General features: G+C 54.1%; 25 protein-coding genes. 12 read left to right on the top strand and 13 right to left on the bottom strand.

Annotated elements, in window-relative coordinates; translation table 11 throughout:
* Window positions 1-44: 44 nt before the first annotated feature.
* From tsaB to ACR8BF_RS08495, 4 genes are all read right to left on the bottom strand, one after another.
* Window positions 45-743, bottom strand: a complete 699-nt coding sequence (tsaB, locus tag ACR8BF_RS08510) for a tRNA (adenosine(37)-N6)-threonylcarbamoyltransferase complex dimerization subunit type 1 TsaB (protein ID WP_292992328.1) — start codon at window positions 741-743, stop codon at window positions 45-47.
* A gap of 44 nt (window positions 744-787) precedes the next feature.
* Window positions 788-2,704, bottom strand: coding sequence for an ATP-dependent DNA helicase (locus ACR8BF_RS08505; RefSeq protein WP_434745863.1), 1,917 nt, complete (start codon window positions 2,702-2,704; stop codon window positions 788-790).
* A gap of 240 nt (window positions 2,705-2,944) precedes the next feature.
* Window positions 2,945-3,682 carry a carbonic anhydrase family protein gene (locus ACR8BF_RS08500; RefSeq protein ID WP_314984088.1) on the bottom strand — a complete coding sequence of 246 codons (738 nt, stop codon included), beginning with the start codon at window positions 3,680-3,682 and terminating at the stop codon, window positions 2,945-2,947.
* A 643-nt stretch (window positions 3,683-4,325) separates the two neighbouring features.
* Entirely contained in the window at window positions 4,326-4,493 is a 168-nt protein-coding gene (locus tag ACR8BF_RS08495) for a hypothetical protein (RefSeq protein ID WP_179895566.1), read from the bottom strand.
* A gap of 333 nt (window positions 4,494-4,826) precedes the next feature.
* Here ACR8BF_RS08495 and ACR8BF_RS08490 point away from each other — a divergent pair, with 333 nt between their 5' ends.
* Complete coding sequence (locus ACR8BF_RS08490; RefSeq protein WP_434745862.1) at window positions 4,827-5,186, top strand: hypothetical protein; 360 nt, start codon at window positions 4,827-4,829, stop codon at window positions 5,184-5,186.
* Window positions 5,187-5,253: 67 nt separating this feature from the next.
* Window positions 5,254-5,598 carry a RidA family protein gene (locus tag ACR8BF_RS08485; RefSeq protein WP_003852699.1) on the top strand — a complete coding sequence of 115 codons (345 nt, stop codon included), beginning with the start codon at window positions 5,254-5,256 and terminating at the stop codon, window positions 5,596-5,598.
* Window positions 5,599-5,610: 12 nt separating this feature from the next.
* On the opposite strand, the gene ACR8BF_RS08480 is transcribed toward ACR8BF_RS08485, so the two are convergent.
* Window positions 5,611-5,805 carry a YoaH family protein gene (locus ACR8BF_RS08480; protein WP_179895564.1) on the bottom strand — a complete coding sequence of 65 codons (195 nt, stop codon included), beginning with the start codon at window positions 5,803-5,805 and terminating at the stop codon, window positions 5,611-5,613.
* Window positions 5,806-5,915: 110 nt separating this feature from the next.
* Between ACR8BF_RS08480 and pabB the strand changes: the two genes are divergently transcribed.
* From pabB to ACR8BF_RS08460, 4 genes are all read left to right on the top strand, one after another.
* Entirely contained in the window at window positions 5,916-7,295 is a 1,380-nt protein-coding gene (pabB, locus tag ACR8BF_RS08475) for an aminodeoxychorismate synthase component 1 (RefSeq protein WP_434745861.1), read from the top strand.
* On the top strand, window positions 7,279-7,842 hold the full coding sequence (locus ACR8BF_RS08470) for a CoA pyrophosphatase (protein WP_292992324.1): 564 nt from the start codon (window positions 7,279-7,281) through the stop codon (window positions 7,840-7,842). The genes pabB and ACR8BF_RS08470 overlap by 17 nt, the downstream gene beginning before the upstream one ends.
* Window positions 7,843-8,024: 182 nt before the next feature.
* A complete protein-coding gene (locus ACR8BF_RS08465; protein ID WP_179895561.1) occupies window positions 8,025-9,389 on the top strand; it encodes an L-serine ammonia-lyase in 1,365 nt (454 codons plus the stop codon).
* Window positions 9,390-9,615: 226 nt separating this feature from the next.
* Entirely contained in the window at window positions 9,616-11,178 is a 1,563-nt protein-coding gene (locus ACR8BF_RS08460; RefSeq protein ID WP_179895560.1) for an EAL domain-containing protein, read from the top strand.
* An 89-nt stretch (window positions 11,179-11,267) separates the two neighbouring features.
* Here ACR8BF_RS08460 and ACR8BF_RS08455 read toward each other — a convergent pair whose 3' ends face one another.
* Window positions 11,268-12,848: a TerC family protein gene (locus ACR8BF_RS08455; RefSeq protein ID WP_179895559.1), complete on the bottom strand. Its 1,581-nt coding sequence runs from the start codon at window positions 12,846-12,848 to the stop codon at window positions 11,268-11,270.
* Between the two features lie 509 nt (window positions 12,849-13,357).
* Between ACR8BF_RS08455 and manX the strand changes: the two genes are divergently transcribed.
* From manX to ACR8BF_RS08435, 4 genes are all read left to right on the top strand, one after another.
* Window positions 13,358-14,320: a PTS mannose transporter subunit IIAB gene (gene manX / locus ACR8BF_RS08450; RefSeq protein WP_179895558.1), complete on the top strand. Its 963-nt coding sequence runs from the start codon at window positions 13,358-13,360 to the stop codon at window positions 14,318-14,320.
* A gap of 63 nt (window positions 14,321-14,383) precedes the next feature.
* A complete protein-coding gene (locus ACR8BF_RS08445) occupies window positions 14,384-15,184 on the top strand; it encodes a PTS mannose/fructose/sorbose transporter subunit IIC (protein ID WP_033743088.1) in 801 nt (266 codons plus the stop codon).
* 15 nt (window positions 15,185-15,199) lie between these two features.
* A complete protein-coding gene (locus ACR8BF_RS08440; protein WP_090960351.1) occupies window positions 15,200-16,045 on the top strand; it encodes a PTS mannose transporter subunit IID in 846 nt (281 codons plus the stop codon).
* Window positions 16,046-16,136: 91 nt separating this feature from the next.
* A complete protein-coding gene (locus ACR8BF_RS08435; RefSeq protein ID WP_434745860.1) occupies window positions 16,137-16,595 on the top strand; it encodes a DUF986 family protein in 459 nt (152 codons plus the stop codon).
* On the opposite strand, the gene rlmA is transcribed toward ACR8BF_RS08435, so the two are convergent.
* From rlmA to ACR8BF_RS08415, 4 genes are all read right to left on the bottom strand, one after another.
* Window positions 16,592-17,401, bottom strand: a complete 810-nt coding sequence (gene rlmA, locus ACR8BF_RS08430; RefSeq protein ID WP_434745859.1) for a 23S rRNA (guanine(745)-N(1))-methyltransferase — start codon at window positions 17,399-17,401, stop codon at window positions 16,592-16,594. The two genes, ACR8BF_RS08435 and rlmA, sit on opposite strands and share 4 nt — an antisense overlap.
* Before the next feature lie 137 nt (window positions 17,402-17,538).
* The gene (gene cspE / locus ACR8BF_RS08425; RefSeq protein WP_003852684.1) at window positions 17,539-17,748 is read right to left on the bottom strand and encodes a transcription antiterminator/RNA stability regulator CspE; all 210 of its coding nucleotides are present in this window, start codon (window positions 17,746-17,748) and stop codon (window positions 17,539-17,541) included.
* Between the two features lie 644 nt (window positions 17,749-18,392).
* Window positions 18,393-19,403 (bottom strand): MBL fold metallo-hydrolase, encoded by a 1,011-nt coding sequence (locus tag ACR8BF_RS08420; protein ID WP_434745858.1) that lies wholly within the window; start codon window positions 19,401-19,403, stop codon window positions 18,393-18,395.
* 18 nt (window positions 19,404-19,421) lie between these two features.
* Window positions 19,422-19,694, bottom strand: a complete 273-nt coding sequence (locus tag ACR8BF_RS08415; RefSeq protein ID WP_179895554.1) for a YebO family protein — start codon at window positions 19,692-19,694, stop codon at window positions 19,422-19,424.
* A gap of 203 nt (window positions 19,695-19,897) precedes the next feature.
* Here ACR8BF_RS08415 and ACR8BF_RS08410 point away from each other — a divergent pair, with 203 nt between their 5' ends.
* Window positions 19,898-20,134: a YobH family protein gene (locus ACR8BF_RS08410; RefSeq protein WP_434745857.1), complete on the top strand. Its 237-nt coding sequence runs from the start codon at window positions 19,898-19,900 to the stop codon at window positions 20,132-20,134.
* Between the two features lie 30 nt (window positions 20,135-20,164).
* Here the strand turns inward: ACR8BF_RS08410 and kdgR are convergent, their stop codons facing one another.
* A complete protein-coding gene (kdgR, locus tag ACR8BF_RS08405) occupies window positions 20,165-20,956 on the bottom strand; it encodes a DNA-binding transcriptional regulator KdgR (protein ID WP_179895552.1) in 792 nt (263 codons plus the stop codon).
* A 187-nt stretch (window positions 20,957-21,143) separates the two neighbouring features.
* On the opposite strand from kdgR, the gene ACR8BF_RS08400 reads away from it, so the two are divergent.
* Window positions 21,144-22,514, top strand: a complete 1,371-nt coding sequence (locus ACR8BF_RS08400) for an MFS transporter (protein ID WP_179895551.1) — start codon at window positions 21,144-21,146, stop codon at window positions 22,512-22,514.
* A gap of 54 nt (window positions 22,515-22,568) precedes the next feature.
* Here the strand turns inward: ACR8BF_RS08400 and htpX are convergent, their stop codons facing one another.
* Entirely contained in the window at window positions 22,569-23,450 is an 882-nt protein-coding gene (htpX, locus tag ACR8BF_RS08395) for a protease HtpX (RefSeq protein WP_179895550.1), read from the bottom strand.
* Window positions 23,451-23,694: 244 nt separating this feature from the next.
* Entirely contained in the window at window positions 23,695-25,734 is a 2,040-nt protein-coding gene (gene prc / locus ACR8BF_RS08390) for a carboxy terminal-processing peptidase (protein WP_179895549.1), read from the bottom strand.
* Window positions 25,735-25,737 lie beyond the last annotated feature (3 nt).

Here is a 25,737-nt window from a genome sequence, read left to right as displayed (position 1 = left end):
GGTAAAGACTTAGACTGGACGCATAACAATAAGTTGCGTGCATTTTACCGGCCAGGTAATTTTTTCCATGCGACTTCATTACGCAGATAGGTAGGCTCCGCCGTCTCCGGCAGCAGCGTATTACCCTGCGCCAGTGCATGGCTTGCCAGCGGCAGCATATCCTGTGCGGCAGGCAGGGTTACCCCACTGTCGGTCAGAGTCAGGGTGTGCCCCTGCTGCAGGGCAGGATAAGCCTGCCAGCCGGTGCCAGCCGTCATCCACTCACCAGCAAGCGCCTGCATCCGCGCCAGTGCCGCCTCGGGCGATAGCACGCTTTCGCTGGCTTCACCCTGCCAGGCTCCCTGCTCATCACGCTGATATTCGGCCCAGTAGACCTCGCCCATGCGCGCATCGATAGCGGTTAATACCCGGGTTGCCCCATGCAGACGCCATGCGCCTTCGGCCAGTGTTGCCAGTGTTGAAACCGCGATCATCGGCAGTGAGGCACCCAGTGCCAGGCCCTGCGCAATACCAATGCCAATCCGCACGCCGGTAAAACTGCCTGGGCCGCGACCAAAAGCGAGCGCATCCAGATCGGTCAGTTCCAGCTGCTGCGCCTGCAGGAGTTCCTCAACCAGCGGTAGAATTCGTTGGGTGTGATCGCGCGGGGCAATCTCGAATCGGGCATCAATCTGTTGCTGATTCAGCAAGGCGGCTGAACAGGCTTCTGTCGCCGTATCCAGCGCTAAAATTCGGGCTGACATGACTACCTCAGAAGAAAGAAAACGGCGCGCATCTTAGCATAAAATTACGCGTCTGGTTCGGGTTGCTGGCGGATAAAGGCGATGGCGCGGGCAATGTCACGGGTGCGCGGCGTCGGCGGCAGACTATTGAGAAACAGCGCGCCATAGGGACGAGAGACCAGCCGCTGATCGCAAATCACCAGCACGCCACGATCGTCCGTATCACGGATTAAGCGTCCCACCCCCTGCTTCAGCGTAATGACCGCATCCGGCAGCTGCACATCCGTGAAGGGATCGCCGCCACGAATCCGGCAATCTTCCATTCTGGCTTTTAACAGCGGATCTTCCGGTGAGGTGAACGGCAGTTTGTCGATGATAACCAGCGACAGGGCATCACCCCGCACGTCCACACCTTCCCAGAAACTGCTGGTCGCCACCAGCAGGGCGTTGCCCTTGTCGATAAACTGTTTGAGTAACTGACCTTTGCTGGTTTCACCCTGTACCATCACCGGCAGGGTCATTGAGGCACGAAACTCTGCCGCCAGTTCACGCATCATCAGGTGCGACGTACAGAGAAAGAAACAGCGGCCTTTATTGGCCTCAATCAGCGGCTTCATCATCGCGGCCAGCTGACGTGCCCCACCCGAACGGTTAGGTTCAGGCAGATTGCGTGGAACGCAGAGCAGTGCCTGTTTCGCAAAATCGAACGGGCTGTTCAGAATCAGACTTTTTGCCGCATTCACACCCAGCCGTTCGGCGAAGTGGGTCATCTTCTCATCCACCGCCAGAGTGGCTGATGTGAAGATCCAGGCCGCCTTGCGGTTATCCATCACCTCACGGAAGCGTTCGGCGACTGAGAGCGGCGTCAGCGCCAGAATAAAGTGACGCGAGGTGCATTCATACCAGTAGCTGTAGCCCGGCTCATTAATCGCCCGCAGCCGTTTTAATCGGGTACGGTATAGCGCGGCGCGCTCAAAGGCGGCATCCAGCAGGGCTGAACGACCCAGTGAGAGTTTGATGACGTCGTAACAGAGCTCCAGCGCATCATCCAGCAGAGTGAACATACGGAGAATCTGGTTATCGCTCAGCAGTTCGCGCAGATTACCGCGATAGCCGGGATCGCCTAATGAAAGCCGGAAGTCCTGTGCGCATTGCGCCAGGCGGTCAGCGGATTTCTGCAGCTGCTGGGCATCGCGCACTTCAGTGCGGTAGGCAGTGATAATATCTTTGGCAAGATCGAGTAACTGGCGGCTGGAGAGCTGCTGACCAAAATACTGACTGGCGATATCGGGCAACTGATGGGCTTCATCGAAGATCATCACATCCGCTTCGGGAATGAGTTCGCCAAAACCGCCCTCTTTAACCACCAGATCGGCCAGAAACAAGTGATGGTTGACGACAACTACATCGGCGTCCATGGCACGTTTACGCGCTTTAACCACGAAACACTCTTTATAGCGTGGGCAGTCGGTCCCCAGGCAGTTATCGTTAGTGCTGGTGACCAGTGGCCAGACCGGACTGTCTTCGGTGACGTCCGCGCAGCTGCTGATGTCACCATCTTCGGTCTGTGATGACCAGCTGCGCAGCGTCACCAGATCGGTCAGCGCCTGCACGGTGAGATCGCCGCCCGCCATTGATTGCTGCTCCATGCGTTCCAGACACAGATAGTTGGAGCGCCCTTTCAGCAAAGCGGTTTTACCTTTAAACTTCAGCGCCTTGACCATAGTGGGCAGATCGCGGCCATAGAGCTGATCCTGCAGCGCTTTAGATCCGGTGGAGACAATCACTTTTTTACCGGCCCGTAAGGCAGGTGCCAGGTAAGCATACGTTTTACCCGTGCCAGTTCCGGCCTCAACCACCAGTTCGCCCTGCTGTTTAACCGCTTCAGACACCGCCTGCGCCATCTCACGTTGTGCTTCGCGCGGCTTAAAGCCTGCGATCGCCAGCGCCAGCGCGCCATCCACTGCAAAATCGTCTGCCACATACCCTCACTAAGAACGGCAAAAACACTGTAATTATGTCAGTATTGGATCAACAAAGCAAAATGGATAATTATCAACACGTTATGTATTTCTGACTGATTCAGTTACGTGAATCAATGACCCGGAAGGGTGTCTGGCAGATGTGAAAAAGGCGGCGCATGCCGCCTGAAGAGAAGTGCCTGCAGTGCCTGTAAACCTTGAGGCGAACCTGCCCTGCAGAGAAGGCAGAAAAAGGGGTGACTACTCTACAATCATGCGACCGTTGAGATGCTGCAACGGACGATTGTTGGTGGTTTTCAGCGCCTGTCTGAACGCGTCGAGCTGAGCCTGAGACAGCATAACCGGCTGTTTCATCACCAGCCAGCGAATCCCTTCGCTGCAGGGGGGCGTTGTCAGAGAGCCGCTGAAGCGATAATAGTGCAGGTCTTCCGGGAAAAGATCGCGTAAATTCACCTGGCGATTAATACTGACCTGCTGATTTTCCTTTTTCGGCATCGCAGCAATCAACGGTGCCAATGCCGGATTCTCTTTACCAACGTTAAACATCACAGCGACCACGGCCAGATCGCCATCTTCCTTGCTGTGAACAAAGTGTGCTTCCAGAGGAAAAGTTTTTCCATTGATCTGGTTTTCACTCGGCGTGTGGAAGTGATACTGACGTAAAGTAAATTTTTCCCTGTCCAGAACAAAGTCATCTTCTTCATCAACGGTGACCTGAATCGTATGACCGTTGTTAATCACTTTCTCAGCTGAAGTATGGTAAGCCAGATCCAGCGCCTGCAAATGGCCTTCGATAGGATCCTGAATGTTAATCGGCGACTGAGATTTACCTTCGTGACAGATGTGGAAGTCGCTGGTCAGCTCACTCCAGTGCTCCGGGCCGGCTTTGCCTTCATAAGTCCAGTGCGGCTCCGCCGCACCTGCTGCGCTGATAATAAAGATGGCCATAGCCAGACTTAACACTTTTAAACGTTTCATTTCATCCCTGCTTAATAAGCTAATGTGTGGCAGAGATAATATTCGGCACACATTAAATTCAGCAAGGTGACAAAATGCGTTAAATCAAAATCAGAATGAATTTAGAGTTTATAATTTTTATCGATGTTAATTTAATTAACAACGTTGATGATAATACTTTATTTATGCGGTTTAACGGGGCCGTCTATCTGAATACATTGTTTTATCTGCGGGTTTTTAATGTATTGCAATTTCAGAGCGGAATCTTTCAGCAGGCATAAGCCTGAAACAGCCTCAAACGAGGGGGTTCCAGGCGCATTACGTAAGAAGCCGCAAAACTGCACGACAGGCAGTTTTGCGGTGTAAGCCAGCATCAGAAGAGACAGGCGTTGTCATACAGCCTTTTAAAACGGCTAAACATCCTTTTCTAACGGATCGTCTTCCTCATCTTCTTCTTCATCTTCCGGATAGATCCCGGCATCATCTGGCAGCGGTTCAACGTAATCAGGACGTTCAGACATAATTACCTCCGGTGATAAATAGCAGTGCTGCTATCTCAACTGAGCATAGTTAACCCGCATCACCTGCCGCACATTTTACGCCTGAAGTGTGAGCCAAACGTAAAATTGCTGTAAGGGACTGAAAACGACCTCACTGCACAACGCTAATGGTGTATATAAAGCGCGCCCGCCAGCATGATGATGAACAGCACCGCAAAAGTGATGACTCCCTGCCTGGTGCCTTTGGATAAACCCACAAACGCCGCGATAACAATAAACAGCAGCGTCAGTGCGCCAGCCATAACCCAAAACAGATACTGCGTATTCGCCATGCTCTAATCCTCATCCTGTGGCGCGAAATTACGCTGTTTTATAACATTTTTAAGCTGACAGCGCCCCTGATTCCGTGACTCTTCCCGCCTGTTTTCATCATTGATATGCGGATGTCCCACTCCCGAAGCTGCTGGCATAACAGTGTGATGCAGTTATCAAATGCAGAGTAAGGCCGCGAGGAAATAAAGGCCCGGTTTATAATGATTAAACCAGCTTACCGTTGGGATGTGGCACCCGTAAGCTGATGTGCTGAGACTGGCTTAACATTGCCGTTCAGGCGGTGTGAAGCAGATGGCCTTAACCCGACTGCCTGACTCAGGCGGAGGAACGTTATGAACTATGTCCGCATCGGCTCTCTGGCTGGCGTGCTGCTGCTCTGCGGCTGCCAGACACCCACTCCTGAACAGGCGCGTTTACAGCAACCTGTTTTTCAGGGCCAAAGCACCCGCACCGTTCCTCAGCTCAGCGACTGTATCTATCGCGGCTGGTCCACCACAAGCGTTATTGCACGGGATAACACCACCCACACCCAGCCGAACGGCAGCGAGATCAGCGTCTTTACCTGGGAAGATTCTATTTTTGCGGATGTTTCGCCCCGCCGAAAAGGCGCCGATGTGAAATATTTCACCACCTTCAGGATGGCCCCTGAGGTGATGGCGGACAGACAGGGGGTCGTTGAGCGCTGCCTGTAATGCGTAAAGGGTGACAGCGATGTCAGGAGTGTGCCAGGCTAATGCACATTTAATCAGGGAGAAACCGATGAGTATTACCCGCATTGATCCGGAACATCGTATGTCCGAAGCCGTAATTCACAACGACACCATCTATTACACCAGTGTGCCTGAAAATCTGGATGCTGACGCAGAAGCACAGACCGCCAATGCGCTCGCGGTGATTGATGCCATTCTGACCCGGCTTGGCAGCGATAAAAGCAAAATTCTGGATGCGACGCTGTTTCTGGTTGATAAGGCCGATTTCCCTGCCATGAACCGCGCGTGGGACGCCTGGGTCTCGCCGGGTAATGCGCCGGTGCGTTGTACGGTTCAGGCCGGTCTGCTGAATCCAAAATACAAAATCGAAATTAAAATCATCGCCGCACGTTAGTCATGTCGGGCGTTATTCTTCTTCGTTTTCGTCATCTTCGTCTTCGAACATCGCCCTGACACGTTCGCCCTTGTGATTCTGCCGGATTTCCTGCGCCACCTGGGCGATCGCTTCACCGCTTGATAAACCACCCGCCATCAACGCCTGAATACGTTCGACGGCCTGCTGTTGCTGCTCATGTGAGAGAGCCGGTAATCCAATAAACATGTTTCACTCCTGCGTTGGGTCTGACAGTATCCCACGTGGAACAAACAGGTGCCAGTCATGAAAAAATATGTCAGTCTGACTGCCACTTTGCTTTCTGATTTGTCTGCCCGATGATTGTTGAAACCCTCACGCTTGAATATACCCCGGATGCGCTGACTCAGCGTTTTGCTACCCTTGCCCATCTGCCCTGGGCGATGCTGCTCTCCTCCGCGCAGGCCAGCCACAGCGACAACCGCTTTGATATTCTGACCGCCGATCCTCGCGCCACCCTGGTCACCCACGATGCGATAACGACCATCAGCAACCCGGCCGGCACGACCCGATCCACCGCCGATCCGCTGTTATTGGTTCAGCAGCAGTGTGATGTGCTGGGCGTCACGCCAGAGGCCAGCGATGCCCTGCCGTTTCAGGGGGGTGCGCTGGGCCTGTTTGGTTATGATCTGGGACGCCGGTTTGAGTCGCTGCCCCAAAAAGCCGCCGCCGATCTCACGACGCCGGACATGGCGGTGGGGATTTATGACTGGGCGCTGATTGCCGACCATCATCAGCGAACTCTGACGCTGGTGGCGTTGAATAACGTTGAAGCACGCGCAGCCTGGCTGACTCAGTGGCCAACGCGCGAAATCGCCCCTTTTTCACTGACCAGTGGCTGGCGTTCTAATCTGAGTTATGCCGAATACGCGGCGCGCTTTGCCGCGGTTCAGGCTTATATTCAGGCCGGTGACTGTTACCAGGTCAACCTGGCACAACGTTTTCAGGCCGGTTATCAGGGTGATGAGTGGCAAGCATTTTCTCTGCTTAATGCAGCTAACCGTGCACCGTTCAGCGCGTTTCTAAGGCTGCCTGACAGTGCGATCCTCAGCCTGTCGCCAGAGCGCTTTCTGTCTCTGAATAACAAACAGATTGAAACCCGCCCCATCAAAGGAACCCGGCCACGCTGCGAAGATCCTATTGCCGACGCACTCCAGGCTGAGTCGCTGCGCCACGCAGAAAAAGACCGCGCCGAAAACCTGATGATTGTCGATTTAATGCGCAACGATATTGGCCGCGTGGCGCTGCCTGGCTCGGTCACCGTGCCGGCGCTGTTTGTGGTTGAACCCTTCCCCGCCGTGCATCATCTGGTGAGCACAGTGCGGGCGCAGTTGCCTGACACCCTGCAGGCCACCGACCTGCTGCGCGCCTGTTTTCCTGGCGGCTCAATTACCGGTGCGCCCAAGATTCGCGCGATGGAGATTATTGATGAACTGGAGCCGCAACGCCGCAACGCCTGGTGCGGAAGCATTGGCTATATCAGTTTGTGTGGGCGGATGGATACGAGTATCACTATCCGCACGCTGATTGCCGAAGGTCAGCAGCTCTACTGTGCCGCCGGTGGCGGGCTGGTGGCAGACAGCGATCCGGAAGCGGAGTATCAGGAGACGCTCGACAAAGTCAGCCGGATATTACCGGCCCTGGAACAGGCAGGAGGTTCAGTTGGCACTGACGCTTGACGTTTTTCGCAGCCGTTTTCTGTTACAGCAGCCTGCACGCAGCACGCAGCGCCTCTCCGGACGCCATGCTGCGGTGCTGGTGCCGATTGTGGCACGACCTGAACCGGGTCTGTTGCTGACGCAGCGTTCGCATGCCCTACGCAAACACGCCGGACAGGTCGCCTTTCCCGGCGGAATGCAGGATGACACCGACGCCTCGCTGATCGCTACCGCACTGCGTGAAGCGCAGGAAGAGGTCGGCATCGATCCATATCAGGTCGAGATATTAGGTGCGCTGCCCGCCGTGACCAGCAGCACCGGTTTTCAGGTGACACCCGTGCTGGGCATTATTCCGGCCGACCTGCGGTTAACCATTAATCCTGATGAAGTCAGCAGCGCCTTTGAAATGCCGCTGGCTGAGGCTTTGCAACTCAGCCGCTACAGCGCGCTGGAGGTGCAACGGGCTGGCATCCGTCATCCGGTCTGGTTGTCGCGCTATCAGGATTATCTGGTATGGGGCATGACTGCCGGCATTATCCGTTCATTGAGTACTCAGATCGCATTCTGAGACTTTTTGCCCTTCTTTCCTTCGCAAGCCCGTCAGTAATGTCGGGCTACGCTATAATTTTTTCTATTGGTTTTGATAAGTTTATTTCATGCGAAAAGCCGCTCTTTCCTGGTGCATGACTATTACTATGGGCGCCATAAACTGCCCCGGCAGACTGATAATAATTGTGAGGAGTGTCACCTGTGATTAGTGTTTTCGACATGTTCAAAGTGGGTATTGGCCCCTCAAGTTCGCATACTGTCGGCCCGATGAAAGCGGGTAAGCAGTTTGTGGATTTGCTTTGCGAACAGGGAAAGCTGCAGGAGGTCACCCGGATCGCCGTAGATGTGTATGGTTCTCTGTCTCTGACCGGTAAAGGACATCACACAGATATCGCCATTATTATGGGTCTGGCGGGTGAATCACCGGACACGGTGGATATTGATGCGATCCCTGCGTTTATTAAAGATGTTGAACAGCGTGAGCGGCTGCTGCTGGCAAAAGGCGCACATGAAGTCGATTTCCCACGCGAAGGTGGCATGGTGTTCCGCAGTGAGAATCTCTCGCTGCATGAAAATGGCCTGCGCCTGCTGGCGTTCACGGGCGATCTGCTGATCCTGTCGAAGACCTATTACTCTGTAGGCGGCGGCTTCATCGTGGATGAAGAGCACTTTGGACAATCAGCACTGGATGAAGTCTCAGTACCCTGGCCGTTCCACTCCGCTAAAGATCTGCTGTCACACTGCCGTGAAACCGGCTTGTCGCTCTCTGGCCTGGTGATGAAAAACGAACTGGCGCTGCACAACCGCGATGAAATCCATGCCTATTTCACGAACATCTGGCAGACGATGCAGGCCTGTATCGATCGCGGTCTGAATACCGAAGGTGTATTGCCTGGGCCGCTGCGTGTGCCACGCCGTGCCGCTTCCCTGCGTCGCCTGCTGACCTCCTCTGATAAGCATTCCAGCGATCCGATGATTGTTATCGACTGGATCAATATGTATGCGCTGGCCGTTAACGAAGAAAACGCCGCGGGAGGCCGCGTCGTGACCGCGCCTACTAACGGTGCCTGCGGTATCGTGCCTGCGGTGCTGGCTTACTACGATCACTTTATCGAGCCAGTGACACCCGACATTTTCCTGCGCTATTTCCTCGCCTCTGGCGCTATAGGCGTGCTGTACAAAATGAATGCCTCTATTTCAGGCGCGGAAGTGGGCTGCCAGGGCGAAGTGGGCGTGGCCTGTTCTATGGCGGCGGCCGGTCTGGCTGAACTGCTGGGCGGCAGTCCGGAGCAGGTCTGCGTGGCGGCTGAAATCGGCATGGAGCATAACCTGGGGCTGACCTGTGACCCGGTCGCTGGTCAGGTTCAGGTGCCCTGCATTGAGCGTAATGCGATCGCCTCGGTTAAAGCGATTAATGCGGCGCGAATGGCACTTCGTCGCACCAGCGAACCCCGCGTCTCGCTGGATAAGGTCATTGAGACCATGTATGAAACCGGCAAAGATATGAACGCGAAATACCGTGAAACCTCGCGTGGTGGTCTGGCCATTAAAGTTCAGTGTGATTAAACGAAACGTTTAACTGTCTAAATAACGTGCAAACGTAATAAAATCCGTATCCTGCGCTATCCCGGCGCAGGTTTAAACGGTAGAGTGTTTTCCGCGCAGCCGTCCGGCTTTTGCAGCTTTCCATACCCGCTTTCTGTCTTCCGGCCTCAATGTTGATCTGGCCGTGCCGATACTTACCCCGTCGTGTTTTGCTTTTTTTACTGGCTTTTTGGGAAGGTGGATACTGATGTTTATGGCCCAGCAATTTGTTGGACAATTCAGACGCAAGCGTTTACTCATTGCACTTTCAATCGCCCTTGTGGTGATGATATTAACGCTGGCCTTTCGCTATATTGAAGAGAAGTCACGTATCGAACAGCAGGCGATGGATTTCGCCAACAAAGCCATTATGCGGTTTGACCGGATGTTCTCACCGCTCGAGGTTTCAGCGAATAACACGCTGGGTCTGGTTGGTGTTCCCTGTCAGGATGTTCGTTTTCCACTCATCGAAAAAATTTCTTCCCTGCAGACGGTCCGGGCGATCCTGCTGGTGGATAACGACGTGCTCTACTGCTCCAGTATCTATGGGCCGCGTAATATCCCCTTTAGCCAGACCTGGCCCGATTTAGCCTTTAACAGTCAGCGTATGACGCTGATAACCGATGATTATCTGCTTAAAGGTTCACCGGTTTTACTGCTGTGGACGCCAAAGAGCCAGGATAACCGCGCCGGAATTTTGCAGGTGGTTAACATCGAAATGATGAGCAATTATCTGCTGGAGCCGCAGTTGCCCTGGGTTGAACGCGCCGTCTTTAACGTCAACGGAGAGAGCCTGGAGTATGGTAATCCGATGATCGAGTCAACGGTGGCGGCTGACGATGAAGTGAGTTATGAGCAGGGCTCGCTGCGCTATCCGTTTACGCTGACCCTCTATGGCCCTTCACCGACCCGTCTGGCACTGGCGACGCTTCCCTCACAGCTGCCGCTGGCGCTGCTGCTGAGCCTGCTGATGGGCTACATCGTCTGGCTGGCGACCGCAAATCGTATGAGTCTGAGCTGGCAGATTAGTTATGGCATCACCGCCAAAGAGTTTATGGTTTATTGCCAGCCGCTAATCAACACCAGAAGCGGTGAGTGCGACGGCATTGAACTGCTGCTGCGCTGGCATAATGCCCGTCAGGGCTGGATAGCGCCGGATGTCTTTATTCCGCTGGCAGAGCGCCAGAATCTGATCAAGCCACTCACGCGCTTTGTGCTGAATGAGGTGGTACGAGAATTGCCTCAGCTCCCCCTGGATCCCGACTTCCATATCGCTATCAACGTTGCTGCCAGCCATTTTCGCGACCGCGCCATTCTTGAGGATCTGCAAAATCTGTGGTGGCCAGCCAACCCTGTGCCAAAACTGGTGGTAGAACTCACCGAGCGGGATGCCCTTCCAGTGGTGGATCAGTCGGTGATTACGCAACTGCACGATATCGGCGTCCGGCTGGCCATTGATGACTTCGGCACCGGTCACAGCTCACTCTCCTACCTGAAAGATTTGCAGCCCGATGTACTGAAGATCGACAAGATTTTCACTGCGGCCATCGGTACTGACGCGATAAACGCCACGGTGACAGATATGGTCATTTCGCTGGCCCAGCGTCTGAATATCAGTCTGGTGGCTGAGGGGGTAGAAACGGCTGAGCAGGCGGATTATTTGCGCGAACGTGGCGTGGATCATCTGCAGGGCTACTATTTCGCCCGTCCGATGCCGCTGCAGGATTTTCCGGCGTGGCTGATGTTGCATCAGGCTGATGTCCACAGATAACAAAACAGCCGCGGCGTTGAAGCAGCGGCTGTCGGGAAGATTCAGCGTGGCCGGTGATACCGGCATCGCCTTAGCAACAACGCGAACAATTAACCTTCTTCATTCTCGTCATGCGGTTTATCTTTGGTGACACGCACCAGATCAATACGGTAGTCAGTGGCTTCAATGATCTGGAAGTGCAGCGGAGTGATATCAATCACATCGCCCGGCACCGGTAACTGCCCTTTCTGCTCAATCAACAGGCCTGCCAGCGAGGCGTGGTCTTCTGTCGGATCGACCAGCTCATGGAAGTCGAGCAACTGCTGCAGTGAGTGAAGATCGGTTCCGCCTTTCACTAACCAGCCATCCCCATCCGCAATGATGTCGGGCGTTTCATCTTCATCCGGGAATTCACCCGCAATCGCTTCCAGCACGTCCAGCGGGGTAATCAGACCCTGAACCACGCCAAACTCGTTGGTCACGATCACGAAGCTGCCTCTGGCACGACGCAGCACACCAAGCAGGTTGATCGGATCCAGCGTCTCCGGTACCACGATGGTCGGCGTGTTAGCCGCAAAGGTCGCGACGTCTGTGCCATGCTCCAGCGCCACCAGCAGCTCTTTGGCGCGCACTACGCCGACAATTTCATCCAGCTCACCTCTGCAGACCGGGAACAGGCTGTGCGGCGTATCCAGTAACTGACCGCGAATCTCATCCACCGGACGATTCGCATCGACCCAGGAGATATCACCGCGCGGCGTCATGATGCTGCGAATTGAGCGGGAAGCCAGCGTCAGGACGCCATTTATCATGTAACGCTCTTCATCTTTAAATGCTTCCTGCGGCATTGCTTCCGCCAGCGCAGCCTCTTCGCTGCTGCTGGTATTGCTATTACTGGCCTGATGTGCGCGGTTGCGGCCACCCATCAGGCGGAGAATCGCCTCTGCGGTGCGTTCACGCATCGGCCGATTGGACTGATGGCGAATAAAGTTACGACGCGCAATCTGATTAAACATCTCAATCAGAATCGAGAAGCCAATCGCCGCATAGAGGTATCCCTTAGGAATATGGAAGCCAAAGCCTTCTGCCACCAGGGACAGGCCAATCATCAACAGGAAGCTCAGACAGAGCACCACCACGGTCGGATGCGCGTTAACGAAGTTGGTTAACGGCTTAGACGCCAGCAGCATCACACCCATCGCAATCACCACGGCGGTCATCATCACCGGCAGGTGGTTGACCATACCCACAGCGGTGATAACGGCATCCAGCGAGAAAACCGCGTCCAGCACCACAATCTGTGTCACAACTGCCCAGAAACTGGCATATCCCCGATTACCTGACCCGTCGAGCTGCCGGTTCTCCAGCCTCTCGTGTAGCTCCATCGTCGCTTTAAACAACAGGAACAGACCACCCGCCAGCAGAATTAAATCACGACCTGCAAAGCTGAAACCGCCTACGCTGAAAAGAGGCGTCGTCAGTGTGACCATCCAGGAGATCAGCGAAAGCAGGCCCAGACGCATTACCAGCGCCAGCGACAAACCGATTAAGCGTGCTTTATCACGCTGCTTAGGCGGCAGTTTGTCGGCCAGAATGGCAATAAACACCAGGTTATCGATGCCCAATACAATTTCCAGCACGATAAGGGTCATCAAACCCACCCAGATTGAGGGGTCGAATAAAAATTCCATTATTTATGACTCCAGAACAGGGAACAGATTGAGCCGGTGCGTATCAGCGCAGTCAAGCGTGACATCCGGGTAGTCGGGAAAGCGGTGAAAATGCCGCGAGGCGAAAGGTGACGCGCCAGCAGGCGCAAAGAACAGGTTAAGCGACGTCGGTGACGATCCATAAAGGTGGGCTGAAGCCCGTTACTCCTGAGTAATAAACAGAACGTTAATGTATCAGGTCGGCGAATTGCGTCAAAAAATTTTCTTATTTTTACAATCTTTAGAGTGGATGATCAGGCGCATAAAAAAGGTGACTCGCCTCTTCACAGGGTGAATAGCTGACAGACATCACATAATTTATTTTTTCGATCACTAAAATAAATCGCGACTTTATCACCTTAACGTCATTACCCCATGTTTTGTCGACGCTATACCGACTAACAGAACCACCCGGTTAAAACCATAACCAAAGCATGACTTAAAACAGTTCATTGACTCAGATGAGCATCTCTAGCGAACGGAGGTAGCACGTGACCATTGCGATTGTAATTGGTACACATGGCTGGGCAGCGGAACAACTGCTTAAAACAGCAGAAATGCTGTTGGGCGAGCAGGACAATGTCGGCTGGATAGACTTTGTCCCCGGTGAAAATGCAGAAACGCTGATTGAAAAATATAACGCACGACTGGCAGAACTGGATACCAGCAAGGGGGTCCTGTTTTTAGTCGATACCTGGGGCGGCAGCCCGTTTAATGCGGCCAGCCGTATCGTGGTCGACAAGCCCCAATATGAGGTCATCGCTGGAGTTAATATTCCGATGCTGGTCGAAACCCTGATGGCGCGCGATGACGATCCCGGATTTGACGAACTGGTCGCCGTTGCGGTAGAAACCGGCCGTGAAGGGGTTAAAGCCCTGAAAGCCAAAGAAGCCGAACCAGCACCGGCTGCGGTAAAACCGGCCGCTGCGGCGCAACCGGCTAAACCGATGGCGCCTGGCGATCATATGAAAATCGGGCTGACGCGCATTGATGACCGCCTGATTCATGGCCAGGTCGCAACGCGCTGGACCAAAGAGACCAACGTGCAACGCATTATCGTGGTCAGTGATGAAGTCGCCAACGATCACGTGCGTAAGACCCTGCTGACCCAGGTCGCCCCGCCAGGGGTGACGGCCCATGTAGTGGATGTCGATAAGATGGTGCGGGTGTGGAATAACCCGAAGTATGGTCAGGATCGCGTGATGCTGCTGTTTACCAATCCTACCGATGTTCTGCGCGTCGTAGAACAGGGGGTAGATATTAAAACGGTGAACATCGGCGGGATGGCATTCCGCCAGGGGAAAACCCAGGTCAACAATGCGGTCTCGGTTGATGAAAAAGATATTGCGGCCTTCCGTAAACTCAATGAACGCAATATTGAACTGGAAGTGCGTAAAGTGTCCAGTGACCAGAAACTGAAAATGATGGATTTGATTGCAAAAGTTAACGCATAACAGAAGCACGTCTGCGCCTGCGTTTCCGGGCTCATCGTTATCCTGCTGAGGACAAGAAGTATGATGGAAATAACCTCGCTACAAATTATTTTGATTTTTATTGTTGCCTGTATTGCCGGTATGGGGTCGATTCTGGATGAGTTCCAGTTTCACCGTCCGCTGGTGGCCTGTACCCTGATTGGTATCGTGCTGGGAGATATGAAAACCGGCATTATCATCGGCGGTACGCTGGAGATGATTGCGCTGGGCTGGATGAACATCGGTGCCGCTGTGGCCCCTGATGCTGCCCTTGCCTCCATCATCTCGACCATCCTGGTTATCGCTGGCGGTCAGAGCGTGGGCGCCGGTATCGCGCTGGCGATTCCGCTGGCTGCCGCCGGACAGGTGCTGACTATTATTGTGCGTACGCTGACCGTGGCCTTCCAGCACGCAGCCGATAAAGCTGCCGAGAAAGGTAATCTCACGGCTATTTCCTGGATCCATGTCTCTGCCCTGCTGTTACAGGCGATGCGTATCGCCATCCCGGCACTGATTGTGGCGATTTCGGTCGGCACCAGTGCGGTTCACGCTCTGCTCAGTTCTATACCTGAAGTGGTCACCAACGGTCTGAATATCGCCGGTGGCATGATTGTGGTGGTCGGTTACGCAATGGTCATCAACATGATGCGCGCCGGCTACCTGATGCCGTTCTTCTACCTGGGCTTCGTGACTGCAGCCTTCACCAACTTCAACCTGGTGGCGCTGGGCGTGATTGGCGTAGTGATGGCGGTGCTATACATTCAGCTCAGCCCGAAATACAACCGTGTGGCGGGAGCACCAAATGGTGCAGCAACCGCAAACGATCTTGATAACGAACTCGATTAAGGAACAGGTGAGCACATGGTTGATATTACGAAAGTCGAAAAGAAACTGACACCCGGGGATGTCCGCGCCGTCTTTATGCGATCTAACCTGTTCCAGGGTTCATGGAACTTTGAACGTATGCAGGCGCTGGGCTTCTGCTTCTCAATGGTACCGGTGATCCGCCGTCTCTATCCGGAGAACAACGATGAGCGCAAGCAGGCGATAAAGCGTCATCTGGAGTTCTTTAATACCCATCCTTATGTGGCCGCGCCGGTACTGGGTGTCACCATGGCGATGGAAGAGCAGCGTGCCAACGGTGCCCCAATCGACGACGCAGCGATTAACGGCCTGAAAGTCGGCCTGATGGGACCGCTGGCCGGTGTCGGCGACCCGATCTTCTGGGGCACGGTGCGTCCGGTGTTTGCCGCGCTGGGTGCCGGTATCGCAATGAGTGGCAGTCTGCTGGGGCCGTTGCTGTTCTTTGTCCTGTTTAACCTGGCGCGCCTGCTGACCCGCTACTACGGCGTGGCGTATGGCTATCGTAAAGGGATCGACATTGTCAGCGACATGGGCGGCGGTTTTCTGCAGAAGCTCACGGAGGGCGCCTCGATTCTGGGCCTGTTTGTCATGGGGGCGCTGGTCAACAAATGGACGCACGTCAACATCCCGCTGGTCGTCTCGCGCATAACCGACTCCACCGGTAAAACCACCGTCACCACGGTACAGTCGATCCTTGATCAGCTGATGCCAGGCGTGGTGCCGCTGCTGCTGACCTTTGGCTGTATGTGGCTGTTACGTCGTAAAGTGAACGCGCTGTGGATTATCGTTGGCTTCTTTGCCATCGGTATCTTTGGTTACTGGATCGGCCTGCTCGGTCTGTAATTTCACCCGGCCGGGAGCCTGCGTTCCCGGCCTTTAAGCGCGGTGAGCTGAGCCACGAGCGGCTGAGCTCACCCTGTTTGAGGTAGATGTAATGTCTTTCACTGACGCATTGATTGCGTGTTGTATCGCCGCCCTGATGGGGTTTGCCATTTACCATGAGGCGATTCTGCCGCGTCGTCATGGACCAACCCGCTTACGGGTGGCGCTGCGCAGGCAGCATAAAGCCGACAGCCTGATTTTCATCGGCCTGCTGCTTATCCTGCTGTGGAACAACGTCACTCATCATGGCCCGCAGCTCACCACCTCACTGCTGATGGTGCTGAGTTTTCTGGCGTTCTGGCTCTTCTGGCTGCGAAAACCTACGCTACTGATGAAGAATGAGGGTTTATTTTACGCCGGTGTCTGGATCGATTACCGGCGGATTCAGGGGATGAATCTCTCTGAGGATGGGATTCTGGTGATCCAGCTCGAACAGCGTCGGCTGCTGATCGCAGTGCTGCAACTCGACGATCTGGAGCGCATCTATAACACCCTGGTAGAGGCGCGTTAGTCGCGCTGCCACACTGTCAGGCTAAAGTCGGCATCGCAGCTGAACTGCTCGCTCTGCTGCAGGGTTTGCCAGACCGCCTCCCGCGCCCGCCAGGCAAATGGCGTCATCTGCAGCAGGGTTGTCGCCGCTGAGCCGGTTAAGGTCATCGGATAATGCAGCGCCTGCTGGTTAACCTGAGTGAATCCTGGATACGCTTTCTGCTCAGGCACATGTAACTGTACTTCGCGGTAAATCAGCGCTTTGAACTGCTGCAAATGATGCGGGCCGGGCGTAACGGTCAGCACCAGGCCACCCGGCTTCAGCACGCGGGCCAGTTCCGCTTCATTGCAGGGTGCGTAGATGCGTACCACCGCATCCAGGGCCTGATCGGCAAAAGGTAAACGCTGGCTGGAGGCGACACAGAAGCGCACCGCAGGGTAACGCTTTGCCGCCAACCGGATGGCCATTCGGGCGACATCCAGTCCATAAATCTGTGAACCAGTGCCTGCCGCTTCTGCCAGTGCGGCAGTGTAGTAGCCTTCGCCGCAGCCAATATCCAGGATCTTGCATTCCTGCTGGTCCAGCGCCGGGGCGAGAAGGCTCACGACCTTATCACGCAGCGGCTGATAGTAGCCGGCCTCAAGAAATTCCCGTCGTGCCTGCATCATCTCTGCACTGTCACCCGGCTCCCGTGACCGTTTATGCTGAACGGGCAGCAGATTAACGTAACCTTCTTTCGCCTGATCAAACTGATGGCGATTTTCGCAGCACCAGCTGCGGTCGGTGAAGATCAGAGGAGAGTGACAAAGAGGGCAAATCAGGGACATAAGGTGCTCCGGCATCAGATAACGCGGCGCAGTGTAACCTTAACGTTTACGCATCGGAAGCATAAAGAAAGCCCCGGCTGAAGAGCCAGGGCTTTAAAATTCCGTGTCAGGGTGCAATGCACCGAGGCGGAGTCGAATCAGATAGCAGTAACGTTAACTGCTGCCGGGCCTTTCTGGCCGTCCTGAATTTCGAACTCGACGCTCTGGCCTTCAGCCAGGGTTTTGAAACCATTGCCCTGAATTGCAGAGAAGTGTACGAACACATCTTTGCTGCCGTCAGCAGGGGTGATAAAACCAAAACCTTTAGACTCGTTGAACCACTTAACCTGACCTTTAATCTTTGCCATTTTGCAAATTCCTTTAGATGTTTATTTAGCCCGAAGGCTGTCATACAGAAAAACCAGAGACATTACTGCATGAGGCACTAATTAAGGTTCGGCAAGGAAGCGGAATTCAACGTCAACGTCTTTACTCGTACTTCTTTACTGAAGATGCCATGCATAAACAGAACTGTACCTCGTTTAACTCAGGAATTGTTATCACATATCCTAAAAATAATGGCAAGCCATTTTTAAGGCCTCAGTAAGCCTGCACACATAATTGCCAGAAGGCTCACATTGCCTGTCAGGCAGGGTTTACAAAATTCCGCGAGAATAACGCGCCAGCGCGGCCAGCGCCCTTTCATACCTTTGCAGCCAGGGCTAACCCGATGGATACCATAAGAAATTAATATTTCACAAATATGGCAATAACAGAATGAATAAGCGAAGCGGAAACGGAGACAATTCTCAGAAATCGGCTGCCAATCCTGTACAGCACCTTTTATTTCGTACAAATAACACTTTTTTTGCACCAAAAGCAGGAGAGGCACATCAGACTTGCTCTGAATAAAAGCAACGAAGCCGGTTTCACTTATTAGGAATCCAGCTTTTGATTTGAAAAAATTGATATCAGATAAAAAAACCGTCGGGATTTGTTTATCCCGAAGGCTTTAAGATAAATCCTGGGCGAGATTATTCAGCCTGCGACTCTCGCCTATTCGCCAGGGTGCGAAGCCACCATTCTGCTCTTTTGCCCGCCGCAACGCATCCGACAGTTCTTTCGGTGGCGCATCCAGCGATTCATCGGCCAGTTCAAACACGCCCCAATGAATCGGCAGCGTCAGCGGCTTGCCTGCTGCCTGCCACAATGCCACCGCCTGATCGGGATCCATATGCTGGCTCGCCATGAACCATTTGGGTGCATAAGCGCCGATCGGTAAAGCTGCCAGGCTGAACGGTCCAAGACGGGAAGGAATCTCCAGCAGGCTATCGCTGTAGCCGCTATCACCCGAGAACCAGAACCGCACAGAAGCAGAACGCACGACCCAGCCGCACCATAACGAACGGTTTCGGTCGCGTGGCGTTCGCATACTCCAGTGACGTGCCGGTACCGCATCAAAACAGAGGTCGCCGAGCGTTATCTGCTGCCACCAGTCGAGCTGATGAACCTGTTTAACTCCTCGTGCCCTGCACCACTTCGCCAGACCCAGCGGAACAATAAAGGTGGCCTGCGGAAACCGCCGGACAATGGCTTTAACCGTTGGCCGATCCAGATGATCGTAGTGGTTATGGGAAATAAGCACGACATCCAGACGCGGCAGGTCAGCGATGCTGAGCGGCGCGGGCGTTTTTCGCTGCGGCCCGGCAAACGACAGCGGCGAAGCGCGTGACGAGAGCGCCGGATCGATCAGGATATATTGTCCGTTCAACCGCAACAGCACGGCGGCATGTCCGAGCCACCAGATGCGATCGTCACGGCCGCGGGTATCTGCCGGCTGCCACCATTGATCGGTGAATGCCCGATAGCCCTGCTGCGGTGGCTGCGGCAGCCCCTGAGCTTTGCGCGCCCTGCGCCAGCGCTGAAGATCGCCGGGCTTACGTGCCTCCGGTTCAGGATTACAAAATCCCTCTGGCGTGTGGTGCGCCTTACTGCTGTCATACCACGGATTTTTCCAGGCCATCCCGCCTCTCTGCTGTGATTAACGTTCCGGGATTAACCGGATAAAGTCGCGTTTCTCGCGATCGTCTTCACTTTTTTTAACCTCTGCGCCGGGTTGCATCTCAATCAGACGGCGCAGCAGCTGATTCTGTTTCTTCTGCTCTTCCAGCAAAGACGCCAGTAAACGGATTTGTTCACCGGCACGCACACTGGCCCGGTTAACGAAGAACCAGGCGATAAACGCCACAATCAAAATAATGACCAGCAGGCCATAGCTGACCAGAGGTCCCGAATTTGCGGCTAACTCATTCATAACTGCCTCGTAAAACTAAGGGGAAAATTAATAACCGTTCATTCTACCTGTCGCCATCGCAAAAGATAATGGGGTTAACATCAATGCAGATTTTGCCGTTTCAGTTATCTCTGATCGATCCCGCCCGAAAAGCGAGGCATGCTGATATCATCATAACCGGCAGCCCAGGTGGAGCGCTGAGTTATCTTTCACAAGGAGATACGATGAAACTGTTTATTCGCACAATAGGCTTGCTAGCCGTGATCTGGCTGGCCATGCTGTTTACCGGCTATGGCGTATTAACCGGCAGTACAAAGAATGCAGCCGGGCTCGGGCTGCAGTGCAGCTATCTGACCGCGCGCGGCGTGATCAACGCGCAGTATCTGCATACTGAAAGTGGCGTCGTGGGCGTGACGGATTGTCCATTGCTGAAGAAAAACGGAGAAGTGATCGATAACTAGTAAAATGGCGGGCCGGATGGCCCGCTGTTGTCAGAACGGATAGTCGTGATAGCCCATCTCTGATGAAAGCGTGCGCGCCGCACGATGCAGCATGGCCACGTAATCCTGGCGGGCATCTTCTGAAAAACGAATGGTGGGAAAAGAGATACTGAGCCCCGCAATCACCACGCCAAAACGGTCGAATACCGGCACGGCGAGGCAGCGTAAACCCTCTTCCTGCTCTTCGTTATCTTCACCATAGCCCTGTGTTCTGACCTGATCCAGCGTTGTAATCAACGCCTCGGCGCTTAATAGCGTATTAGCCGTGCTACGTTTGAACTCCACATCCCGCAAAATCTCTTCAACTTCGCTTCGGTCGCGCCAGGCAAGCAGGACTTTACCAATTGCGGTGGTATGCAGCGGATTACGACGGCCAATGCGTGAATACATACGCAGGTTATAGAGTGAGTCGATTTTGTGGATGTAGACAATGCTGTCCTCTTCCAGCGCCCCCAGGTGAATCGTCTCTTTTGTCAGACGCGACAGCTCACGCATCTGCACATCCGCACTGCGGATTAAATCGACGTTCTGCAGCGCTTTAGCACCCAACTCAAACAGTTTCAGCGTCAGTGAATACTTCTCGCTCTCACCTTCCTGCGTGACATAACCCAGCGACTTCATGGTCTGCAGAAAACGGTAGACGGTGCTTTTTGACATCATCACGCGCTGCGCGAGCTCAGTGATACCATGATCGCGCTCTTCACCCAGCGCCTGCAGAATGCCGAACACTTTAAGTACCGATGAGACGGAATCGGGCTGTTTATCATTTTCAGCAGAGGACATCGCGCACCTTGTTAAACCTGTTTCAAAAAAAATGGAACGGACCGTAAGTATAGAGTGAGGCACAGGATGGCAGCAATGCTTTAACCATTAAGTCATATTTTAAGACAGTTTTTTCTCTATCCGATCGCTGCATTTCAGCGCTAATTTCATTAGCATGATGATATTCACCTTCCTTAGTAGTTAATTTATGACACTCTCCCCTCCTCAGGATGGATTACCGACGCGTCAGCGCTTTATGGCTATCATCACCATTGCGCTGGGCCTGACCATGGCGGTGCTGGATGGCGCGATTGCCAACGTCGCGTTGCCTACCATCTCGCGTGAATTGAATGCCAGCCCGGCGCAGTCAATCTGGATTGTGAACGCCTATCAGATTGCGATTATCGTCTCGCTGCTGTCGCTCTCCTTTCTGGGCGATATGCTGGGCTATCGCCGCGTCTATCAGGCGGGTCTGGCGCTGTTTATTGCGACCTCGCTGTTCTGCGCTTTTTCAACCACGCTCTCCATGCTGACCCTGGCCCGCGTGCTGCAGGGCCTGGGCGGTGCGGCGCTGATGAGTGTGAATACCGCGCTGATACGCATTATCTATCCCCAGCGTTATCTGGGACGCGGCATGGCGATTAACTCGCTGGTGGTGGCAGTTTCGACCGCAGCAGGCCCGACAGTAGCGGCCGCGATCCTTTCGGTAGCAAGCTGGAAATGGCTGTTTCTGATTAACGTCCCGCTGGGGGCCATTGCACTCTGGCTGGCGCTGCGCACACTACCTGACAATCCGCAGAAAACCACCGCACAGAAATTCGATGTGCCCAGCGCAATCATGAATGCCCTGTTCTTTGGTCTGATCATCTCCGCATTGAGCGGTTTTGCTCAGGGCCAGAGTCATCTGCTGGTGCTATCGGAGGTGGTTGTTCTGCTGGTGGTGGGCGGATTCTTTATTCGCCGTCAGTTAAACATGGCGGTGCCGCTGTTGCCGGTTGATCTACTGCGAATCCCGATTTTCAGCCTATCGATGGGAACGTCTGTTTGTTCCTTCTGTGCGCAGATGCTGGCGATGGTCTCGCTGCCCTTCTTTCTGCAAAACGTCCTGCTGCGCAATGAGGTGGCAACCGGTTTACTGCTGACGCCCTGGCCGCTGGCGACAATGGTGTTTGCGCCAGTTTCCGGTCGCTTGATTGAGCGGGTACATGCCGGGCTGCTGGGAGGAATTGGACTGGCGATGTTCGCCCTGGGGCTGTTCCTGCTCGCCTGGCTGCCAGCAAACCCTGGCGATGGCGATATTATCTGGCGCATGATGTTATGCGGTGCTGGTTTTGGGCTGTTCCAGTCACCCAACAACCACACGATTGTCACCTCTGCTCCGCGTAACCGCAGCGGCGCCGCCAGTGGCATGCTGGGTACCGCGCGCCTGCTGGGTCAGAGTATGGGTGCCGCGCTGGTTGCGCTGATGTTTAATCTGTTTGATGAGCGTGGCACGCACGTTTCGCTGCTGCTGGCGGGTGGCTTTGCCGCCGTGGCTGCACTGGTCAGCGTGTCGCGCATGACGCAGACCCGCGCCTGATGCTATAAACAGAAAAGGCGACCCGAGGGTCGCCTTGTGTTGATCTGCCTGGCACTACTTCAGATACTGACCGCTGCGCAGTGCTTCAATACGCTTATCTAACGGCGGATGCGACATAAACAATTCGCTGAATGATTTGCCTTTGCCGTTGATGCAGAACGCCATCATGCTGCTCGGCTCCTGCGGTTCATAGCTGGTTTTCAGACGCTGTAACGCCGCAATCATCTTCTCACGACCGACCAGCTTCGCTGAACCGGCATCGGCATGGAACTCACGGTGACGGGAGAACCACATCGTGATGATGCTGGCAAGAATACCAAACACCAGTTCCAGCACCATCGACACTGCAAAGTAGACCAGAGGGTTGCCGTTGCTGCTTTCCTCTCCATCACGGTTGCCGGACATAAAGCCCGCTGCGATCTGCGCCAGAATACGGGAAACAAAAATCACAAAGGTGTTCACCACACCCTGAATCAGCGTCATGGTAATCATGTCACCGTTAGCGATGTGCGACACTTCGTGAGCCAGCACCGCTTCCGCTTCATCACGGCTCATGTTCTGCAGCAGACCGGTTGAGACAGCAACCAGCGAGGCGTTACGTCGTGCGCCGGTCGCAAAGGCATTGATGTCAGGTGCGTGATAGATCGCAACCTGTGGCATCGCAATGCCCGCCTGTCGGGCCTGCCGGCCAATGGTATCCACCAGCCAGCGCTCAGTTTCGTTGCGTGGCTGTTCAATCACTTCACCGCCAACCGATCGCAGCGCCATCCACTTCGACATCAGCAGTGAAACAAACGCACCGCCGAAGCCAAACAGGCCTGCCATGATCATCAGGCCCTGAACACTGCTTGACTGGATCCCTGTCAGGCTGAGAATCAGCCCGAATACCAACATCACAGCCAGGTTGGTCATCAGGAAAAGAGCAATACGCATCATTTTTGTTAATCTTCCTCAGTAGTTCACGCGCCTATACGCGGATCCATATCCTATGAGCATTGGGCGGCTTTTCAAGCGACCTTAACGTTTAAGTGCCTAAAAAGACATAACTTTACATTCTGACCCGCCCGATAAGTAACCCAGCCTGCAGGCGGCTTGTCGCACGCTACTCATGCGTTACTGGAAACTTTTGCGGGCGCAAAAAAAAGCACCGCTCAGCGGTGCTTTTTCTGGCAACAGCGGATTATTTAGCCGCGGGTGCGTCTGGCTGGGATTTCTCCAGCTGCGCAAGATCGTTAGCGATCTTCACCGTCTCATCGAGATACGGATCCGGCTCTTTATAATCTTTCGGCAGCTCATCCAGGTTTTTCAGCGGTTTTTTACCTTCAGCCTGATAGCGTGCGTTGATTCGCTCCAGTCGTGACGCATCATCTTCGTGATTCTCTTTCTCTCGCTGAGCAAGGTTAAGTGACACGATGTTGCGCTTATCTTTCAGGGCATTGTAACGTGCAATGTCCTTCATGATGTACTGGAACTCGCGATCCTGTGCGATGCGATCAGCATGCTGCTTCGTCAGCTGCGCAACCAGTGGTTTAACATCACCGGTTTTGGCATAGGTCGCCGCTTTGATGCTGTCCCACGGCAGTGCGTTATCCTCAAATTTCTCTCCGGTTTCAGCTGCTTCTACGCCGGTTGGCATCAGCAGATCCGGCGTGACGCCTTTACGCTGTGTACTGCCGCCATTAATGCGATAGAACTTCTGAATGGTGTAAGAAACGGAGCCTAACGCTGGCCACTCCGGACGCAGCATCTGGTCGTAGATGCGGTTCAGAGAGCGATACTGCTGAACGGTGCCTTTGCCAAAGGTCGGTTCACCAACGATCACCGCACGACCATAATCCTGCATCGCGGCAGCAAAGATCTCCGAGGCTGAAGCGCTGAAGCGATCGACCAGCACCACCAGCGGACCTTTGTAGTAAACAACGCCGTCGTTGTCGCTGTCTTCACGAACCCGACCATTGTTGTCACGAACCTGTACCACCGGACCACTCGGAATAAACAGGCCGGAAAGCGATACCGCTTCGGTCAGTGCACCGCCGCCGTTGGTACGCAGATCGATTACCACGCTGTCGACGTTCTGCTTCTGCAGTTTCTGCAGCTGTACTTTTACGTCATCGGTCAGACCGACATAGAAGCCAGGAATATCGAGCACGCCGACTTTCTGCTTGCCGACATTTTTAATGGTCAGTTTAACCGCGCGATCTTCCAGACGGATTTTCTCACGCGTCAGCGTTACGGTACGGGTTTTCGTGCCTTTGCCTGCTGGCAGAACTTCCAGACGCACCTTACTGCCCTTCGGTCCTTTGATTTTTGCCACGACATCATCCAGACGCCAGCCGATTACATCTTCCATCGGCTTACCTGGCTGACCCACACCCACGATGCGATCGCCAACGGTAATCGCTTTGCTTTTCGCTGCCGGGCCGCCTGCGACCATCGAGTTGATGACGGTGTAGTCGTCATCCATCTGCAGTACTGCACCAATGCCTTCCAGTGACAGGCTCATTTCGGTGTTGAACTGCTCGGTGTTACGCGGTGAAAGATAGCTGGTATGCGGATCGATTTCACGGGCGAAAGCGTTCATCACCAGCTGGAAAACGTCTTCACCGTTGCTCTGGGCCAGACGACGGATCGCGAAGTTGTAACGCTTAGTCAGAACGTCACGGATCTCATTATCGTCTTTACCCGCCAGCTTCAGACTGAGCTGGTCATATTTGACCTTGGCATCCCAGAGTGCATTCAGTTCTGCCTGCGTTTTCGGCCAGGGTGCTTTCGCGCGATCAATGTCGATAGTGTCATTGCCGCTGAAGTTCATCGGACGCGCCAGCACCGTCAGCGCATATTGATAGCGCTCAAAACGGCGTTTCTGCGCCAGATTATAAATATCGTAAAAGAGGTCCAGCTTGCCACTGCGTAGCTCATCGCCGACGGTGGTTTTTTTGCTGTCAAACTGCGCCACATCTGATGCCAGCAGCACATTATGGCTATAGTCGAGCATGTTCAGATAGCGATCAAAAATTTTCGCTGAAAAATTCTGATCCAGATCGAACTGGCGATAGTGGGAACGCGTAAAGCGCGACGTGACACGCTCACTGACCGTAGGATCCTGCGGGTCTTCGTGAAGCTGGGGAATCTGGTCGGCGCGCGTGATGTTCTCCGCGCCGAAGGTTGGGCCTGCTAAGAGCAGGCCCGCAATAAGTCCAACTTTAAAAAGGGTGTTCATGCC

Origin of the sequence: Candidatus Pantoea rara, from assembly GCF_051136265.1 — a bacterium.
In the GTDB taxonomy this organism is placed as follows: domain Bacteria; phylum Pseudomonadota; class Gammaproteobacteria; order Enterobacterales; family Enterobacteriaceae; genus Pantoea; species Pantoea rara.
The sequence above is the reverse complement of the archived record's forward strand: the minus strand, read 5'-3'. Positions and strand labels throughout refer to the sequence as shown.

Coding starts and splice junctions, on each gene's coding strand:
- tsaB (WP_292992328.1), bottom strand. CDS start 743: ATGTCAGCCCGAATTTTAGCGCTGGATACGGCGACAGAAGCCTGTTCA.
- ACR8BF_RS08500 (WP_314984088.1), bottom strand. CDS start 3,682: ATGAAACGTTTAAAAGTGTTAAGTCTGGCTATGGCCATCTTTATTATC.
- ACR8BF_RS08495 (WP_179895566.1), bottom strand. CDS start 4,493: ATGGCGAATACGCAGTATCTGTTTTGGGTTATGGCTGGCGCACTGACG.
- ACR8BF_RS08490 (WP_434745862.1), top strand. CDS start 4,827: ATGAACTATGTCCGCATCGGCTCTCTGGCTGGCGTGCTGCTGCTCTGC.
- ACR8BF_RS08485 (WP_003852699.1), top strand. CDS start 5,254: ATGAGTATTACCCGCATTGATCCGGAACATCGTATGTCCGAAGCCGTA.
- ACR8BF_RS08480 (WP_179895564.1), bottom strand. CDS start 5,805: ATGTTTATTGGATTACCGGCTCTCTCACATGAGCAGCAACAGCAGGCC.
- pabB (WP_434745861.1), top strand. CDS start 5,916: ATGATTGTTGAAACCCTCACGCTTGAATATACCCCGGATGCGCTGACT.
- ACR8BF_RS08460 (WP_179895560.1), top strand. CDS start 9,616: ATGTTTATGGCCCAGCAATTTGTTGGACAATTCAGACGCAAGCGTTTA.
- ACR8BF_RS08455 (WP_179895559.1), bottom strand. CDS start 12,848: ATGGAATTTTTATTCGACCCCTCAATCTGGGTGGGTTTGATGACCCTT.
- ACR8BF_RS08445 (WP_033743088.1), top strand. CDS start 14,384: ATGGAAATAACCTCGCTACAAATTATTTTGATTTTTATTGTTGCCTGT.
- ACR8BF_RS08440 (WP_090960351.1), top strand. CDS start 15,200: ATGGTTGATATTACGAAAGTCGAAAAGAAACTGACACCCGGGGATGTC.
- ACR8BF_RS08435 (WP_434745860.1), top strand. CDS start 16,137: ATGTCTTTCACTGACGCATTGATTGCGTGTTGTATCGCCGCCCTGATG.
- rlmA (WP_434745859.1), bottom strand. CDS start 17,401: ATGTCCCTGATTTGCCCTCTTTGTCACTCTCCTCTGATCTTCACCGAC.
- cspE (WP_003852684.1), bottom strand. CDS start 17,748: ATGGCAAAGATTAAAGGTCAGGTTAAGTGGTTCAACGAGTCTAAAGGT.
- ACR8BF_RS08420 (WP_434745858.1), bottom strand. CDS start 19,403: ATGGCCTGGAAAAATCCGTGGTATGACAGCAGTAAGGCGCACCACACG.
- ACR8BF_RS08415 (WP_179895554.1), bottom strand. CDS start 19,694: ATGAATGAGTTAGCCGCAAATTCGGGACCTCTGGTCAGCTATGGCCTG.
- ACR8BF_RS08410 (WP_434745857.1), top strand. CDS start 19,898: ATGAAACTGTTTATTCGCACAATAGGCTTGCTAGCCGTGATCTGGCTG.
- kdgR (WP_179895552.1), bottom strand. CDS start 20,956: ATGTCCTCTGCTGAAAATGATAAACAGCCCGATTCCGTCTCATCGGTA.
- ACR8BF_RS08400 (WP_179895551.1), top strand. CDS start 21,144: ATGACACTCTCCCCTCCTCAGGATGGATTACCGACGCGTCAGCGCTTT.
- htpX (WP_179895550.1), bottom strand. CDS start 23,450: ATGATGCGTATTGCTCTTTTCCTGATGACCAACCTGGCTGTGATGTTG.
- prc (WP_179895549.1), bottom strand. CDS start 25,734: ATGAACACCCTTTTTAAAGTTGGACTTATTGCGGGCCTGCTCTTAGCA.